Raw genomic sequence first — 16,672 nt, 5'->3', positions numbered from 1 at the left:
TGTCTGTGTCAACAGTCATCGTCGCCATTAATGCTATGTTATTAAGGTTAGATCCAAAAAATAACGGTTAACAGATCGAATGATTGAAACTCCTTAAAGTATCAAGATACAATAGTTTTACAGGAGAAAAAGAGATGTAAGTACTGGCTCTTTGTAAAATCGTGTTGGTAGAAGTAGACGATTTTTCTACCAACACGATTTTTAATTTATTATAACGTGAGTTCGACGTAAGTAATTATTTGATAATCAATAAATATAAGTTCAAATTTCCTGTGATTTTCACAAATTTGCACGAAAAAAGAACTGAATAAAGCTCTTTGTATTATATTATCTCACAAAGTGTTACCTAAAAATGAATTATTTTGTGATTATATCTCGACACCTAACTGTAAATCAATGTTTTATTATATCGAACTCACGTTATCTTAGTAGGGTAAAAGCGAAAAGCTGTTCTAAGGCAGAACAGCTCTTCAGGTAATTAATAGAATATAAACAAATAATATAGTTTAGAATCCAAGTTCTTTTTTCACTTCATTGAAAAGGTCTTTTCCGTCTGATACAATCACTCCAGAACCATTAGCTGAGTCAAGTACATACTGGTATCCTTGTGATTTGGCTACTTTTTCTACCGCTTTTTTCGCCTTTTCCATAATAGGAGCTATAAGGGCTTGGCTCTTTTTCTGATACTCTTCTGAAGCGGTCTGTTGTGCTTGACGGATATTGTTCTGCATAGTTTCCAAAGCTCTTTGTTCTTTCTCTAATTCCCCTTGTTTTTCTTTGAGTTGGGCTTCGGTAAGGGCATTGACTTTGCGTTGGAATTCTTCTACTTTCTTCTGGTATTCTTTGATAGAAGATTGAATGTCATTGGTGAATCCCTGTTCGATTTTCTGGAGCTCTGCCTGTGCTTTTTTCATTTCTGGCATCTCGTTAAGGAGCTTTTGAGAATCAATATGCGCTATTTTCGCTTGCGCCATAGCTACAGTGGTACCTCCAAGGACAAATACGGCTGCAATTACCCAATTTCTAATGTTTTTTATCATTTTTATAGGTGTTAAATTAATTAATATATTATTTTTTATTTGTTTGATTTGCTTTTTCGGCTTTTCTCTTCTCTTGGAGCTCGGCGCGCTCGCGTTGTCGCTTCTCTAGCTCCTCTTGGCGTTTCTTCTTAAGCTGTTCTCTTTCCTGTTGTCGCTTGGCTAGGTTGGACTCATATTGCTTCTGCCGTTCCTCTGCCTTGCGTTGTTTCTCATCTTTGTACTCAAAATTCAGGTTTTCCTTCAGCAGGGTACTGATTTCCTTATTACGGTCTTCTGAATGATCCTTGCGCTTGAGTAGGCGTAGGACTATCTTGGTAATATCGTTCTTCTCATCAGCATAGATAGAAGCGGCGTCCTCTGCCGTGAAGATGTAATCAAACTTCTTGGTCTTGCCTATCTCCTGAGCGATGTTGAACACTTGGTCTTGTATCGGCTGTACTAGCTTCCACCGCTGGGTGATGTAATCGCCTGTGGAGGCTCCAAATCGCTTCTGCCGATAGTCCTCTAGTTGCCCCTCCAGCACTTGGATTTCTTCCTCTCGGTCTTTGACCATCTCAGGGGTTAGTAACGGCTTCTCCGCACCTAGCTTCTCCTTGCGCTGGGTAATCTCTCCTTGCTTCTCCTTAATCTCCTTCTCCCACTGGGCTACCTTCTGGCTGAGTTGCTCACTGGCTACCTTGTACTCGTCCATATGATCAAGAATATACTGCATATCCACATAGGCTATACGCGTACTCTTCTGAGCACAAACGCTATAACTCCCTATCAGAAAGCTTAGCACAAAGAAAAAAACGCTTTTATTCATATCACTGAGAAGACTATAAAATATCGTGCCAAAGTTAAGATTTTTTTTCCGAATAATACAAGTTTAAGAATTATTTATGTTTATTCGCTGGAATTTAGCCTTTATTATTTCTTTTTCTTAAAATCATTAAGGGCACTGCCACTGGTAATTCTCCACTGGGGAAGCCATCTCAGGACGATATTCATAGTGCCACCATTCCGAGAATATTGCCTTGAACCCGTGTTGTTCCATTATGCGCTTTAGTAGCTTTCTGCGCTCAAGGACTTCCTTGGGCAACTGCTGGTAGCTGTGATGTGATTTCTCGGAGAAAGTGTCGAAGGGCGTACCCATATCCATTTCCTCCCCTGTGGCTACCTTCACCAGTGTCAAGTCCACGGCTGCCCCTCGGTTATGCTTGGAGCCCTTGGCGGGGTTGGCTACATAGTGCGTTCCTGGGAGGATTTTCCACATCTTTTTCTGTACCGAAAGCGGGCGATAACAGTCAAAGAGCTTCAGCGTATAGCCCAGCTTGAGAAAGTCCGCCTCTGCCGCTACCAATGCCTGTGCTGTCGCCTTCCTTAGGTAGCACTTGGGACAGTCATACACCACTTGCCCTAGGAAATTCTCCTTTGTGGCATACTTCATATCTAGAATAAATTTATCGGAAAGGTCTCTGATATTGATAAATTTCTTCTCAAAAGCCTTGTCCTGTACGTGAGGCTCCCCTTGGTTCATCTGTGCTTGTACCCCTAGGCTTACACTCAGCAGGAGCAGGATATAATACAGGGGAAAAGCTCTATTAGTGATGTCTTTGCTCATTTAGTTACGTATTTTTAGCCATTTGAATAGTTCGCGATAGGTGGGCTTCCTGCCATAGGAGAGCACCCCTATACGATAGATGCGACCTGCTACCCACAAGCACCCTAGGAAAAAACCATATAGCACCCCTAAGGAGACCAGAATCTCTCCCCACGATACCCCAAAAGGAATCCGCATCAGCATCACCACCGACGAGGTCAGCGGGATATACGAAAATACCGTCGAGACACTCCCGTGAGGCGCCTCTATCACCGTGAAGAACCCTACATAGATAGCTAGCATCAGCGGAAGCAACACCGGAAAAAGAAACTGTTGCGTATCCGTCTCACTATCCACCGCTGCCCCTATCATCGCATAGAAGGCACTATATACCAAGTATCCCCCTACAAAGTATAACAAAAAGCATACCGAGAGCTTCCCTAACGGAAGCAAGCTCACCGACTCCTTCAGCCCCGATAGCTCTGCAATCCCTTCGGTAGGAGCTATCGGTAGCAGGCTATAAAGCACCCCTCCGATGCCTATCCAGACCACAAATTGGCTAATCCCTACCAATGAGGTGCCCAGAATCTTCCCCAAGAGCAACCTGCGAGGAGGCACTGAGCTAAGGATAATCTCCACAATACGGCTACTCTTCTCCTCAATCACACTCCGCATAATCATATTCCCATATACAATGATGAACATCATCAGTAGGTAACCCGCTGTCCCTCCGAAAATCAGCTGGAGCCAGCTTGTCATCTGCGAACTCTCATTCCCTGAGAACGTCTGTAGCCCAATGGATATATGCGCTTGGGCTTGGGTGATTTGCTCAGGGCGAATGGCGGATTTCTCTAGATTGAGGTAAAAAAGCCCTTGCTCTATCGTTTTTTGAAGGTTTTCTACAAAGGTGGGACTAGGAGACTCTGAACTGAAAAAAGCAAAAGAATCCAACCTCTTATGAATGTGTAGCAGTCCGTACGAGTCGCTCCCCTGTGAGCGCTTCTTGAGCTGCTCTAGGTCGCCCTCTCGGTGGTAATGATAGGAAAAATCATTCTGGTGCTCAAAAGCCCTCTCCAGTTGCCCACTCTCATCGAGAATCTCTATAGAGCGCTCGGCGTGGTTATTCAGCTGGGTGAGGTACATAATTACTACCGACAAGCCTACGAACGCTAGCGGACTGAGGAAAGTCATCAGCAGGAAGGACTTGTTGCGGATGCGGGTGAGATATTCTCGCCGGAGTATAAGGAATAACTGTCTCATAAACGTTGCAAATTTACAATTTTATAGCCAATTATACAAACGGTTTGCGACAAATAATCACCAGTTTGTTCCCTATTCCTCCCTGCGTGAAGAACAAATACCGATCCCCCCCTTCGGCAATGGAGAACCGTTCTCGTATCTCGGAGACTTTCATAGGGAAGTTACGTACCGTGATATTGGCTTGCGCTATCTTGCCGCTCTTGAGGAGCTTTCGGTCATAGGCAAGGAGCTCATCGATGAGGAAGACCCGCCCAGGGAAGTCGGGGATATACTCCGCCCCTAGGAGCAGTTGGGAGTCTCTGTTGAGATACTTCAGCCCATAAGCACGCCCCACAGGGAAGAGACCATTGCCCTTGAGTAGGGCAGCATTCGGCTCATAGAGGTAGCGACAGAGGTAGCCCTGAGTCATAGGGATATCCTTTGGGTCTGTTTCTGAAGGAAAGAAGCTAAAGATATCGGTACGGGTAGGGAGCATATGTACCGTCTTAATCAGTACCTCCCCTTCAAGAGGCGTTTTCTTGAGCAGGAAAAGCAGTTCCTTGACCTCCCCCGCTACCGCTACGATATGTACTTGGTGGGTCTGGGGCAGTTGCTTGAGCGCACGGCTGATATCCAGCATAGGAGAGGCTTTCACTAGGAGCACATCGGTATATTGCCAGAGAAAGTCCAAGCTCTTGGGAACATTCGGCGTGCAGTCCTCTAGGAAAAATACCTTCTGCTTATGGCTATCACGGCGCGCGGGGTCTAGGTAAATCGTATCATAACGCTTGCCTTCCCGCCCTAGGTAAGCATAGGAATCCTCTGCTATACAGCGGACATTGGCGCCCAGTACCTCAAAATTATGAGCGACGATCTCCGAAAGCTCCTCTTGGAGTTCGCAATGGGTAACCTCCTGACACCGTTGGGCAAAATAATAATCATCCACCCCAAAGCCTCCTGTGGCGTCCAGTAGGGTGCCTCCCCCTACCAATGAAGCTTTATACCGCGCTGTAGCCTCCGATGAGGCTTGCTCCAGCGAGAGCTTAGCCGGAAAATAAATCCCCTGAGCTTGGTGCCATAGGGGAAGCTTCTCCTTACTCTTCACCCGACCCCATAACTGCTGGGCAAGCTCCCCTGAGGTAATCCCTTCAAAAGGAGATTTCTTGAGCGAAAATTGTGCGATATCTTCCTGAACGTGCGCCCCTATATACGCCTGTACTTCAGGAGCCAAAAGGTCTTTATTCAGCATCTTATATCTTAGCAGTGAGCAGTTGTACAAGCCTATTTTTAGGGAAAATAGCTTTCAGGAGCACCTTCAGCACTGTATAGGCAGGAATAGCCACTACCATTCCTACAATACCGAAAAGTGTTCCACAGATGAGCGTTATCAAAAATATCTCCAATGGGCTGGACTTCATTGAGTTAGAGAAAATAATCGGCTGGCTGAGCATATTGTCAATCCCTTGGGTCAAGAGGAAGCCTATCAGTACGTAAATCGTCTTGGGCACGATAACCGTTTGTACATCAGCATCCATAAAATTGGAGATGGTGAGTACTGAAATCACTACCGCCCCTATCATAGGACCTATATACGGGATAATATTCAGCAAGGCACATAAGAAAGCTATGATTAAGGCGTCTTTTACCCCAAAAATCAGCAGAACAATAGTCAGAAGGATAAAGATCACACTCAGCTGTAGGAAAAGCCCTACGAAGTAGCGGGTAAGTAGTTGCTTAATCTCCTCAAGTGTCTCCTGAATCTTGGGAAGGCGCTGAGGCTTGACTAAGCTAAGGAAGCTTCTACTAATGGCTTCTCCATCTTTCATAAAGAAAAAGGCGATGAAGAAAGTAGAGAAGAGTCCCATTCCTATATTACTAATTACTCCTAAGAAGCCATTCACTACAGAGGAGATATCTTCCAGATTCAGTAATTCAGTAATATCGGCAATATCCGATTCTAATTGCGAGAGCCCTACCGAAACTAAAATCTTATCAAAGAACAGGTGAATGTTCTTATTTAAGCTCTGGAAATCAATAGAAGCTAAGTTCTTTCCCTGTGAGAGAAGCAAAGGGATAAATAGGCTGATAATTCCCGCAAAAAAGCACAAAATAACACTGATAGAGATAATCGTAGCAAAGGTATTTTTGAGTTTTAATCGCTTTTTGAGGAATTGTACCATAGGCTCGCTGATAAGGGTTAATATAGCCGCTAGGATAAGATATAGCAGAACGTTCCGCAACTGGTAGAGTCCCCAGCAGAGCAGTACGATTCCTACTATAGCTCCTACAGCTTTCAGGATTCCTTCAGTAATGGTATTGGCATTCATTTTGTATCTGTTTTTAAGGTTTGTATAAGCATTATAATTGGGCTATAAGCATCCGGTCATTCCCAGGAAGGTCTTTCAGTAGGCGTACAGAGGCAAAGCCGTTATCACATAGCAGCTCAAAGGTCTCTTGGGAGAGGTATTGGTTGATTTCCAGCAACAGGTAGCCTCCCTTACGCAGGTGCTTCAGGGCAAGCCGGACGATTTGCTCATAGAAGAGCAAGGGCTGGGCGTCAGGAACAAAAAGAGCTAAGGAAGGTTCGTACTTCAGGACGTTCTCCGCCATAGTGGCTCTCTCACACTCCCTTACATAAGGAGGGTTGGAGATGATCAGGTCAAAAGTCCCCTCCAGCGAAGCTAAGGTGAGCAGGTCTGCCTCTAGTAGGTGGATAGGGGCTTGGTACAGCTGCGCATTGCGCTGGGCTACCCCAAGGGCTTGCGGGCTGATATCCAACGCCCACACCTCACTCAAGGGGCGTTCCGCTTGGAGCGTTACCGCTATACACCCACTACCAGTACATAGGTCTATCACACGCAAGGGGGTATCAAGGGGCATTAGTCTCAGGGCTTCCTCTACCAGCTCATTGGTCTCTTGGCGGGGTATCAATACATTGCTATCTACATAGAAGTCTCTCCCATAGAAGAAGGCTTTTTGTAGGATATATTGCAGGGGCTTATCTTGGGCAAGCGCCTCTAGGATAGGGGTTATTTGAGCCATTGCCTCCTTGCTCATAGCCCGCTGAGGTTCTAGATGATATGCCACCCTACTGAGCCCACAGCATTCCTCTAGTACGAGGAAGAACAGGCTCTCGGCTTCCATAGGCTCATACTGAGGAAGCCCAGTAACGAAGGCTTGCTTGAGGGCTGTTAGGGTCATTTCTTTTCTTTAGCACGTTTGAAAATTCCTTGGATAAGCTCCTTAAAGGTGTTGAAATCCACCTTATAGGTCAGCCCAACCCCTTGGGAGTAGTCTATCCGGTCAATGAGGTATTGCTGGAGCTCATCCTCTCGGTTGAATATTTTGGCACTGAGCCTGCCGTCCTTGGTAAGGAGGAACTGGAGTTCGAAGTCGCCCGCTACAGCCGTCTGGGTAACCCCTCCTACAGGAATCCCTAGCTTCCCATTGAAGCGCATCCATTCGGTGATATCCGTGGATACGGTAATGCCCAGCCTATCGGCATTGCTATAGGCTCCATTGGGGTTAGCGTCTCCTGTCTCGTAGCTCAGTCCCATATTCAGCTTGTCATCCTCACTGGAGAGCAATTGGTTGAAGATCCCCGCCGCCGTCTCCAGCATATTGTAAGAAAGGAGCTTATCCCCAGCAGAGGCATCACTCAGGAAGTTCCCTTGTGCCAGCAGGGAGAAGGCTTGTAGCTGTTTCTTGTCCCTATCCTCTAGGCGGTAGTTGAGTTCTGCCGTCAGGTTCGGGCTACTATCCGGAAACTGAATGTCAAAAACGGTCTCCGGACGTGTCAGGTCTCCCTGTAGGTTGATCACCACTTGGGTGAGTATCTTTCGGTTATACTGGTTGGAATTCAGTAGGATAGAGGGGTTGGCATAGAGGGAATAGGCAGCTTTGAGGTTCTGCAGGCTCGCCCCCATAGGTTCCCCATTCCACGAGATGGAACCCCCAGGGAGTACCTTGAATTTCTTGTCAATGAGCCCCTCATACTTGAAGTTATATTCCCCTGAGGTGGTGATAAAGTCCCCCCACATATTGAACTTCCCATTGGTGTTAATCTCCAGCAGAATCGTTCCCGCACCCCTACCGATAAGGTTGGAGTTGTTCTTCGGATCTACGATGATTTCCACCTCTGCTGTAGGGAGGATATCTACGTCAAAGTTCATCTCTAGCCCTTGGTAGGTCTTCGGTACGATGCCTTTTTTATGAATAGTCTCTTTGCTAACAAAGTTGATATAGGAATCGTCCCCCACCGTCTGGGTGTCGCTTAGCGGAATCTTGAACTGGGTGCCCTCGCCTGATACGGCTTTTACCCCTATGGTCAGTTCGTTGATATTCCCCGTAATACTTGCCTTCCCTACAATGAAAGCCGTACCATAGAACAGGTCGTTGTCCTTGGCTTGGGTGTTGAGTACTAGGAACTTCTTGCCCTTGGTGTCAAAGTGTAGGTCTAGGAACCAGTCCGAGAAATCTCGGTGGTAGATGCGCCCATTGAAAGCCGTCTGGGTCTTGAATATCTTATCGGTAAGGGTGGTCTCTTGGAATACGAACTGGTTATCCTGTAGGCTGATGAGGGTGTTCTCCGCCACGTCCATATCCACCTTCAGGTAAGGCACGCCCACGCTCCCTTCATTGAGTAAGAGGCTGCCCTCTATCTTGGGCTTGCTGGCTGTTCCTGTGATACGAGCTTGCCCTGTGAGGCTCCCCTTGAGGTCGGAAAGGATGTCCTGCATCAGCGGAGAGAAAGGCTCTAAGCGTACCTTATTCACATCCGCTGTCAGGTTCAGCCACGTGTCCCCCTTATCTACCGTGATACCCCCATAGGCGTGGAGCCCGGAGCCTAATTCGTTGAGAAACTCTAGATTGGCTTTGAAGAACGTCAGGTCTTCATTCCCCTCTAGGGTAGCAATCAGGTCGCCTAAGTCATAGCTATTGAGGCTAACCCCCTTAATGGATAGGTTTGCCGAAGGGTAGTATAGCTTCTTGCGCTGGAGCAGTGACAGATGCCCATTGAGGATTCCTTGGGTATCCAGCCCTTCCATCTTCGGAAGGATATCATTGATATTTACTTTGTCAAAAACTAGGTGTAAGTCCTTATAATCCTCCCGACCTAGGCGCCCATCAAAGGCTATGGTTTCATTCTCGTGATGGAGCCTGAAGTGTTGGATATAGATTGAATCCATCTTGCGGTCGAAAACAACCTTCGTCTCTCGCTCATCTCCTATATGCCATTCGTTATTCTTGAAAAATATCGTCGAAGGCAACATCCCTACTTCCGATTGTCGCTTCTTGTTAATTGTATGATAGAAGTTCAGCGTGTAATCATCCTCGGAGTTCTTTCCTCCCTTGAACTCCGTCTTGAAGAATAGGGTATCCTCCTTGGAGGTGTTCAGGATATTGAATTCCTCTATCTGATAATAGGGGTTCTGGATACTCGAGAGCTGTATCAGCGAACGATAGTGCGGATTCTTCTTGTCATATTCCAGATTCACCCCCTTGAGCGTGGTCTCATACAAATGGATATAGGGTGAGCGGAAATTAATCTTGAAATCATTCTCATCACCTACCAATTTTCCACGAATAAAGGTGTTCGGAGCAAAAGAGAGTTCCGGAAGGAATATCTCTATAATCTTATTGTAAATCTTAAAATCAAACGTTAGGTATTGCCCTTGCATTACCTTAAAAGGCTTATAGTTGTCAAACCCATAAGCAAGGGTATTGACCAGTACTTTGCCTATCTGGGCAAACTTGAATTCGCCCTCCACCTTCCCCGAAATGATATCCGGTGATTCTAGCGTAATGGTGCGGACACTATTGGTGTCTTTCTGAATCTCAATGGAGAAATCGGCAAAGTTATACGTGTCTATATTTTTCTTATAAGAAGCATTTTTGAGCACAATACGCCCTTCCATATCGTCCAGCGTATTCCCCTTGATGTTCAGGTCTATATTCCCTCTTACTTGCGCAATAGAGTCCTTTTTGATGAAGCCCAATGCTTTCAAATCCACGTGGTTCATCTCCCCCGTAAGGCTGTAGTGTTGCTTCTTGGAAGAAAGCAGGTCTATCGCCCCTTCAAAGTGCATATTCAGGTGCTTATCCGCTATCTGAGCGTTGGCTTTGAGCTTCCTATGGGCATAGTTCGCCTTGAGCTCTATATCCTGATAGAGATAATCGCGATATTCTACGGAATGAATGGTGGTGGTCAGGGATAGCTCGTTGGAGTTATTCAGGTGGCTGTAGTCGATACCCTTGCCAGAGAACTTAATCCCTGCCGAGAGCTCCTTCATATCCGAGATTCTCAAGAGCTTCCCTAGCTGTAAGCGGTAGGTCTCCAGAGAACCCTCGTAGGTGGCTTCCTTAGGGTGGGAGATGTTATACAGGCTCCCACTGAGGATAAAATCGCCCTTCTGGGTGAATACATCCGCATCTATCAGCAGGTCACGGGTGGTATAAGTAAGCTCCGCTACCCCCTCAAAGAACCCAAAATCACGCAGTTCCTCCGGAAGCTGCTTGCCCAAGACCTCAGGCATCAGCCCCGCCAAATCACTATATACCGACGCAAAATGAGGAAAATTCCCCCAGAATACGAAGTCCTTCCCCTTGTCAAAGGCATTCCTCAGAAGGATTTCCTCTGCTTCTATAGCTGTATTCTCTGTATATAGGTTGATATTGCTGATAGAGAGGTTGTTAAGGGTACCCTTGCCTTCCCCTTCTATATCAATGAGCTTTCCTTGCCCGAACCCGTTATAGAACCCATTGATGTCCTCCGTGCCAATGTGTGATTCCCTAAAGGTAGCCTCTAGGGTTACCTTGTTCAGGAAGTCGGCATAACTCTCCTTATAAGCGTGGAAGCTAATATCGGCATCTACTTGCGAATAGGGGGTTTTTAGCAGCACTTTATCCAGTGCAATTAGCGAATTATTGTAGTGAAAATAGGTACTCAGCTCCTCTATCTGTAAGTGCTTATCTAGGCGCAAAGAGCCCGTTTTCATCTCCATAGTTACTTCAGAATCATAGATACTGAAATCTGAAATGCGGGTGCTTAGGTGGTCTATGTAGGTAAGGGTAGGGTCGCCTGTGGTATCCTCATCCCATACACGAAAGCGCGCCTCTCGTAGGTTGATTTCGTTGGCTTTCATTATGAAAGGCTCTTGGCTGGCAGGAGCGCCACTATCAAAACGGGAAATGAAGATATCCAAGTTCGAGAGGGTGTCTCCCTTGTAGGTCTTCATATCCAAGTAGAGCCCATCGGCTTCAATGGTCGAGAAGTATAAGTTCCCATTGATCAGTTGCCTTATATCAAGGATAGGGGTACGGATTTCTTGGGCTGCGATAAGGGTATCCCGATGATGGTCTCGTATCAGGACGCCATCTAGCCCTATCATTCCCGTAAGGCTCACCGAAAGCCGTTCTACCTCTATATCTACATTATACTCCGAGTTCAGCCACGCCATCGCTCGATTCCCTAAGTAGCTCTGTACAGCAGGGATTGTCAGTAATAAGAAGATGAAAACCAGGAGGTAACAACTTATTTTGATGATTTTTTTCAGAACGCGAAAAAATTTTCCAACCACCTTTCTCTTATTTATTTTTTTAGTATTTTTGCCCTATTTTTAGGAGGAACTGATCACAAGTTAAAATGGGTACAAAAATACAATAAAAATCCATACTTCCTACTTGACTGATATAAATTTTTTTTAACCCGAATAATGCATCCTCAAGCTACTTATATATTAGCCATAGAATCTTCCTGTGATGATACCTCTGCGGCAGTACTACAGGACGATAAAGTCCTTTCCAATGTGATTGCCAGCCAGCAGGTACATCAGCAGTATGGGGGCGTAGTGCCTGAGCTGGCTTCTCGTGCCCATCAGCAGCACATCGTTCCGGTGGTCGATCAAGCCTTGGCACAGGCTCAGGTGGAGAAGTCTCAGCTCGCTGCTATTGCTTTCACCCGAGGACCAGGCTTACAGGGATCCCTCCTTGTAGGTGTCTCTTTCGCTAAGTCCTTGGCGCTCGCCTTACGAATCCCCTTGATAGAGGTCAATCACCTGCAAGGACATATCTTGTCCCACTTTATTGAGAATCCAGCCCAGCAAAAACCTACTTTCCCCTTTCTGGCAATGACCATCAGCGGAGGACATACCCAGATTCTGAAGGTAACCGACTATTTTTCGATGGAAATCCTAGGGCAGACCCAAGATGACGCCGTAGGGGAAGCGTTCGACAAAACCGCTAAAATCCTCGGACTCCCTTACCCAGGGGGTCCCCTCATCGACCGATATGCGAAAGAGGGCAATCCTAAGGCGTTCCCTTTCCCTTTTCCAAAGGTAGAAGGCTTGGACTTTAGCTTCTCAGGACTCAAAACCGCTGTCCTCTACTTTATCCAAAAGCAAACCCAACAGAACCCTTCTTTTGTCCAAGATAACATGGCTGATATCTGTGCTTCTGTACAATATACAATCATCGAAATCCTGATGCGTAAGCTCAAAAAAGCCGTAACTCAGACAGGTATTACCCAGATAGCCATAGGAGGAGGCGTTTGCGCCAATTCTGCCCTGCGCACAGCCTTACAACAGCTGGCTCACAAGCACCATTGGCAGACTTTTATTCCGCCTTTCCAGTACTGCACCGATAACGCCGCAATGATTGGAATTGCCGCTTATTATAAGTACCTCAGAGGCGATTTTTCGGATATGAGTGTAACTGCTCAAGCCAGATATCATTTATAGAGAAAAATGCAAATTTTACCCCTATAATAAGCTTTTAGTATTCCAAGTGCCATAGTCTTTGTCTTGCTTCTATACACGGGCACGGGTTTGTAGCCCTCTTGTCAATTATAATAACCTATAAAAACTTAAAAAACTGCCTATTATGGCTCATATTGTTAATTTATTATGAATATAGCTATTGTTTGTTACCCTACCTTTGGAGGAAGTGGTGTTGTTGCTACAGAATTAGGCGTTGCACTCGCTCACAAGGGGCACCAAGTGCATTTTATTACCTATGGGCAACCGGTACGCCTATCGGTATTTCATAAGAATATCTATTTCCATCAGGTGTATATGGAGGAGTACCCGCTATTCCGCTATCAGCCCTATGAGCTAGCACTCTCTAGCAAAATGGTCGAGGTGGTACGCGAATACCGTATTGATGTCATTCACGCTCATTATGCGATTCCTCACGCCTATGCCGCCTATATGGCAAAGCAGATTCTCCTGCAGGAGGGTATCTCGGTGGCTATTATCACCACCCTACACGGTACCGATATAACCCTAGTGGGGAACCACGAGTATTATAAGACGGCGGTAACCTTCAGCATCAACGCTTCCGATGCCGTAACTTCCGTCTCCGAAAGCCTCCGTAAGAATACCTATGACCTTTTTGACATTCATAAGGACATCAAGGTGATTCCTAACTTCATTGATATAGAACAGAAAAAAAACGCTCCTAAAAGATGCCAACGAGCAATGCTCGCCAATCCTGATGAGCTTATTATCACCCACATCAGTAACTTCAGAAAGGTTAAAAGAACCCCCGATGTTGTCGAAATTTTCTACCAATTGCTCCCCCATAAGAAAGCAAAACTCATTATGGTAGGTGACGGACCTGATAGGGAGCATACCCAAGCCCTCGTACATCGCTTAGGCTTACAGAATTCGGTTATCTTCCTAGGGAATAGCTTGGAAATAGATGAGGTACTCTGCTCTTCCGACCTCTTCTTGCTCCCCTCAGAATCCGAGAGCTTTGGGCTCGCTGCCCTTGAGGCTATGGCGCAAGGAGTGCCTGTGATCTCCAGCAATGCAGGAGGGATTCCTGAGGTCAATAAGCAGGGCTATTCAGGCTTCTTAAGCCCCATAGGCGATATTGAGGCAATGGTACAGAATGCCCTTGTCATTCTCAACGACGAAGCCACTCTATCCCGCTTCAAAGCCCAAGCCTTACAGCAGGCTTCCCTCTTTGATGAAAGAAAAATTATCCCTATGTACGAGCAGGTATATGAGCAGGTAGTCAGCAGGCGCAAAGAGTAAAATATACTTTTGTCTTTTATTAGGGGCAAATCCGCTTTTTGTCCTCTTAATAAATCCAAGAATGGGAGAAAGAATAAGAATTTATAGGGGTTATTTTTGTGCTTAAATGGTTTGTAATCAATATTTTACAAGGCGTTTTCTAGGCGAAAATAAAAACGCAAAAATTTTGTATGAATTCAAAAAAAATCAGTATCTTTGCCTCATAATAAAATACTAAAAAAACAATTTGATGAAATCGTTGAAATTGACTTTAGCAACAGCCGTAATGGTTGCTTTCGCTAGCTGTAATGGAGGCGCTTCTTCTGACAAAGGAACAACAACAGAAGGAACTACTCCTGAGACTACTACCTCCACCACACCTGCAACCCCTGCAGAATCTGCTCCTGCAACCCCCTCTAATGAAGGAGGTGCTAACGTGGATTTGAGTAACAAGGGAATAGGACCTGTAAAGGCGGTAAATCCTCCTCTAGCGGCAGCTCCAGACCAGGCACTTGCTGAAAAAGGAAAAGAACTTTTCAAGCTTAACTGTACTGCTTGCCATAAGCCTACCAAAAAATTCATCGGACCTGCTCCTAAAGGTATCTTGGAAAGACGTGCTCCTGAATGGGTAATGAATATGATTCTTAACCCTGAAGAAATGATTGCTAACGATCCTATCGCAAAGCAACTTCTAGTGGAAGCTAATGGTGCTCCTATGGCTAATCAGCACCTTACTGAAGAACAAGCCAGAGCTATCCTAGAGTACTTCCGTACTATTGAATAAGCATATATAAGCAAAGTCTGTAAGAGTACTAAGCCCTCTTACAGACTTTTACACAAGTAAAGAATATATTTTAAATAAATTGTTTTATGAAGACAAGCAAATTGTTATCTATGGCAGTTGCTAGTGCTTTTGTGGTTGGATGTGGCAATACTGACAACAAAGGTAACGACAAAGCAGGAGCGATAGGCGCTTCTGACGCTGCCCAAAAGGTGTATGTAGCACCTGGAGAATACGATGAATACTATGCTTTCCTTTCAGGAGGATTCAGTGGTCAGTTGGCTACTTACGGACTTCCTTCTGGACGCTTGCTTAAAGTGATTCCTGTATTCTCTCAAGACCCTGAGAAAGGTTATGGTTACAACGAAGAAACCAAACCTCTTTTGCAAACTACCCACGGATTCATTCCTTGGGATGACACCCATCACCCTGACCTTTCTCAAACTAATGGAGAAGTAGACGGACGTTGGATCTTTATCAATGGTAATAACACCCCTCGTGTGGCGCGTATCAGCCTTAAAACTTTCGAAACAGAAGAAATCCTAGAACTTCCTAATGTAGGAGGAAACCACTCTTCTACTTTCGTTACCGAAAACACTGAGTACATAGTAGGAGGAACTCGTTTCTCTGTGCCTATCCCTCAGGAAGACGTAGCTATTAAGGATTACAAAGGTAAATTCAAAGGTGCTATCTCTTTCGTAAAAGTAAATCCTGATTCAGGTGCTATGAACCTTGAATTCCAAGTGCTTATGCCTGGGTTCAACTATGACCTAGCTCACTCTGGTAAAGGTAAATCTCACGGATGGGTATTCTTTACCACTTATAACACTGAGGAAGCTAACTCACTCCTTGAAGTAGAAGCTTCTCAAAATGACTACGATTACATCGCTGCTATCAACTGGAAAGTAGCAGAAGAGTATATCAAACAAGGTAAATTCACCGAAATGAAAGCGCCTCACTACCACAATACTTACAGTGATGAAACTCACACTGGTAAGTCTGAAGTAGTAGAAACTGTAAAAATCCTTGACGCTTCTCAGCTTCCTGGACTCGTTTACCTACTCCCTACACCAAAATCTCCTCACGGAGTAGATGTTGACCCAACTGGAGAATACATCATTGGTAATGGTAAGCTTGCTTCTGAACTTACTGTTCACTCTTTCTCTAAAATGATAAAAGCTATCGAAGACAAAGCTTTCGATGGTGAAAAATATGGTATCCCTACTATCAAAATGGATGCAGTAGTAGCTGGAGTTGTAAAAAGCTCTGGACTCGGACCCTTGCATACTGAATTCGATGACAAAGGAAACGCTTATACTACTTTCTTCATCTCTTCTGAAGTCGTAAAATGGAAAGTAGGTACTTGGGAAGTATTAGACAGACACGCTACTTACTACGCTCCTGGTCACCTTATGATCCCTGGTGGAGACTCTCGTAAGCCTTATGGTAAATACCTCGTTGCGATGAACAAAATTACCAAAGACCGCTTCCTCCCTACAGGTCCTGAACTTTGCCAATCTGCTCAGTTATTCGATATCTCTGGAGATAAAATGGAACTTATCCTTGACTTCCCTACTATCGGAGAGCCCCACTATGCACAAGGTATTGCTGCTTCAAAAATCAAAGATCAACAAACCAAAATCTATCCGCTTAAGGATAACCACCACCCTTACGTAACTCGTACCGATGCTGATGCTAAAGTGGTAAGAGAAGGTAACAATGTACACGTATATATGACTTGCGTACGTAGCCACTTCTCTCCTGATAACATCGAAGGTATCAAAGTAGGGGACACTGTATATTTCCACGTAACCAACGTAGAACAAGACTGGGATATCCCTCACGGATTCTCTGTACTAGGTGCTCAAAATGCAGAGCTCCTTATTATGCCTGGACAAACTGAAACCCTCGTTTGGAAACCTACTAAAGTAGGAGTATGGCCATTCTACTGTACAGACTTCTGTTCTGCTCTTCACCAAGAAATGCAAGGATACATTCGTGTATCTGCTGCTAA

At 45.2% G+C, this 16,672-nt stretch carries 12 protein-coding genes; 4 read left to right on the top strand and 8 right to left on the bottom strand.

Features of this window, described 5'->3' with window-relative positions; translation table 11 throughout:
• Positions 1–506: 506 nt before the first annotated feature.
• The 8 genes from RYK20_RS09270 to RYK20_RS09235 all read right to left on the bottom strand — a co-directional run bounded on the left by RYK20_RS09270 (position 507) and on the right by RYK20_RS09235 (position 11,441).
• Positions 507–1,040, bottom strand: coding sequence for an OmpH family outer membrane protein (locus tag RYK20_RS09270; protein WP_297980785.1), 534 nt, complete (start codon positions 1,038–1,040; stop codon positions 507–509).
• Between the two features lie 28 nt (positions 1,041–1,068).
• Positions 1,069–1,845: an OmpH family outer membrane protein gene (locus RYK20_RS09265; protein WP_297980786.1), complete on the bottom strand. Its 777-nt coding sequence runs from the start codon at positions 1,843–1,845 to the stop codon at positions 1,069–1,071.
• A gap of 126 nt (positions 1,846–1,971) precedes the next feature.
• Positions 1,972–2,610, bottom strand: a complete 639-nt coding sequence (locus tag RYK20_RS09260; RefSeq protein ID WP_297980837.1) for a M15 family metallopeptidase — start codon at positions 2,608–2,610, stop codon at positions 1,972–1,974.
• Between the two features lie 33 nt (positions 2,611–2,643).
• Entirely contained in the window at positions 2,644–3,882 is a 1,239-nt protein-coding gene (locus RYK20_RS09255; protein WP_297980788.1) for an ABC transporter permease, read from the bottom strand.
• Positions 3,883–3,913: 31 nt separating this feature from the next.
• A complete protein-coding gene (locus RYK20_RS09250; protein WP_297980791.1) occupies positions 3,914–5,110 on the bottom strand; it encodes a hypothetical protein in 1,197 nt (398 codons plus the stop codon).
• A gap of 1 nt (position 5,111) precedes the next feature.
• The gene (locus RYK20_RS09245; RefSeq protein ID WP_297980793.1) at positions 5,112–6,188 is read right to left on the bottom strand and encodes an AI-2E family transporter; all 1,077 of its coding nucleotides are present in this window, start codon (positions 6,186–6,188) and stop codon (positions 5,112–5,114) included.
• Positions 6,189–6,219: 31 nt separating this feature from the next.
• Positions 6,220–7,062, bottom strand: a complete 843-nt coding sequence (prmC, locus tag RYK20_RS09240; protein WP_297980795.1) for a peptide chain release factor N(5)-glutamine methyltransferase — start codon at positions 7,060–7,062, stop codon at positions 6,220–6,222.
• Positions 7,059–11,441, bottom strand: coding sequence for a translocation/assembly module TamB domain-containing protein (locus RYK20_RS09235; protein ID WP_314895208.1), 4,383 nt, complete (start codon positions 11,439–11,441; stop codon positions 7,059–7,061). Before RYK20_RS09235 ends, prmC begins: the two co-directional genes overlap by 4 nt.
• Before the next feature lie 135 nt (positions 11,442–11,576).
• On the opposite strand from RYK20_RS09235, the gene tsaD reads away from it, so the two are divergent.
• From tsaD to nosZ, 4 genes are all read left to right on the top strand, one after another.
• Positions 11,577–12,599 (top strand): tRNA (adenosine(37)-N6)-threonylcarbamoyltransferase complex transferase subunit TsaD, encoded by a 1,023-nt coding sequence (gene tsaD / locus RYK20_RS09230; RefSeq protein ID WP_314895207.1) that lies wholly within the window; start codon positions 11,577–11,579, stop codon positions 12,597–12,599.
• Positions 12,600–12,764: 165 nt separating this feature from the next.
• Positions 12,765–13,898 (top strand): N-acetyl-alpha-D-glucosaminyl L-malate synthase BshA, encoded by a 1,134-nt coding sequence (gene bshA / locus RYK20_RS09225; protein WP_314895206.1) that lies wholly within the window; start codon positions 12,765–12,767, stop codon positions 13,896–13,898.
• Positions 13,899–14,127: 229 nt separating this feature from the next.
• Positions 14,128–14,661: a cytochrome c gene (locus RYK20_RS09220; protein WP_297980804.1), complete on the top strand. Its 534-nt coding sequence runs from the start codon at positions 14,128–14,130 to the stop codon at positions 14,659–14,661.
• Positions 14,662–14,747: 86 nt separating this feature from the next.
• A partial coding sequence (gene nosZ / locus RYK20_RS09215) for a Sec-dependent nitrous-oxide reductase (protein WP_314895205.1) occupies positions 14,748–16,672 on the top strand: 1,925 nt, incomplete at its 3' end.

The sequence above is a fragment of the uncultured Capnocytophaga sp. genome, from assembly GCF_963525585.1.
Lineage (GTDB): Bacteria > Bacteroidota > Bacteroidia > Flavobacteriales > Flavobacteriaceae > Capnocytophaga.
Note: the sequence above shows the minus strand (reverse complement) of the source record. Positions and strands in the feature narration are given on the sequence as shown.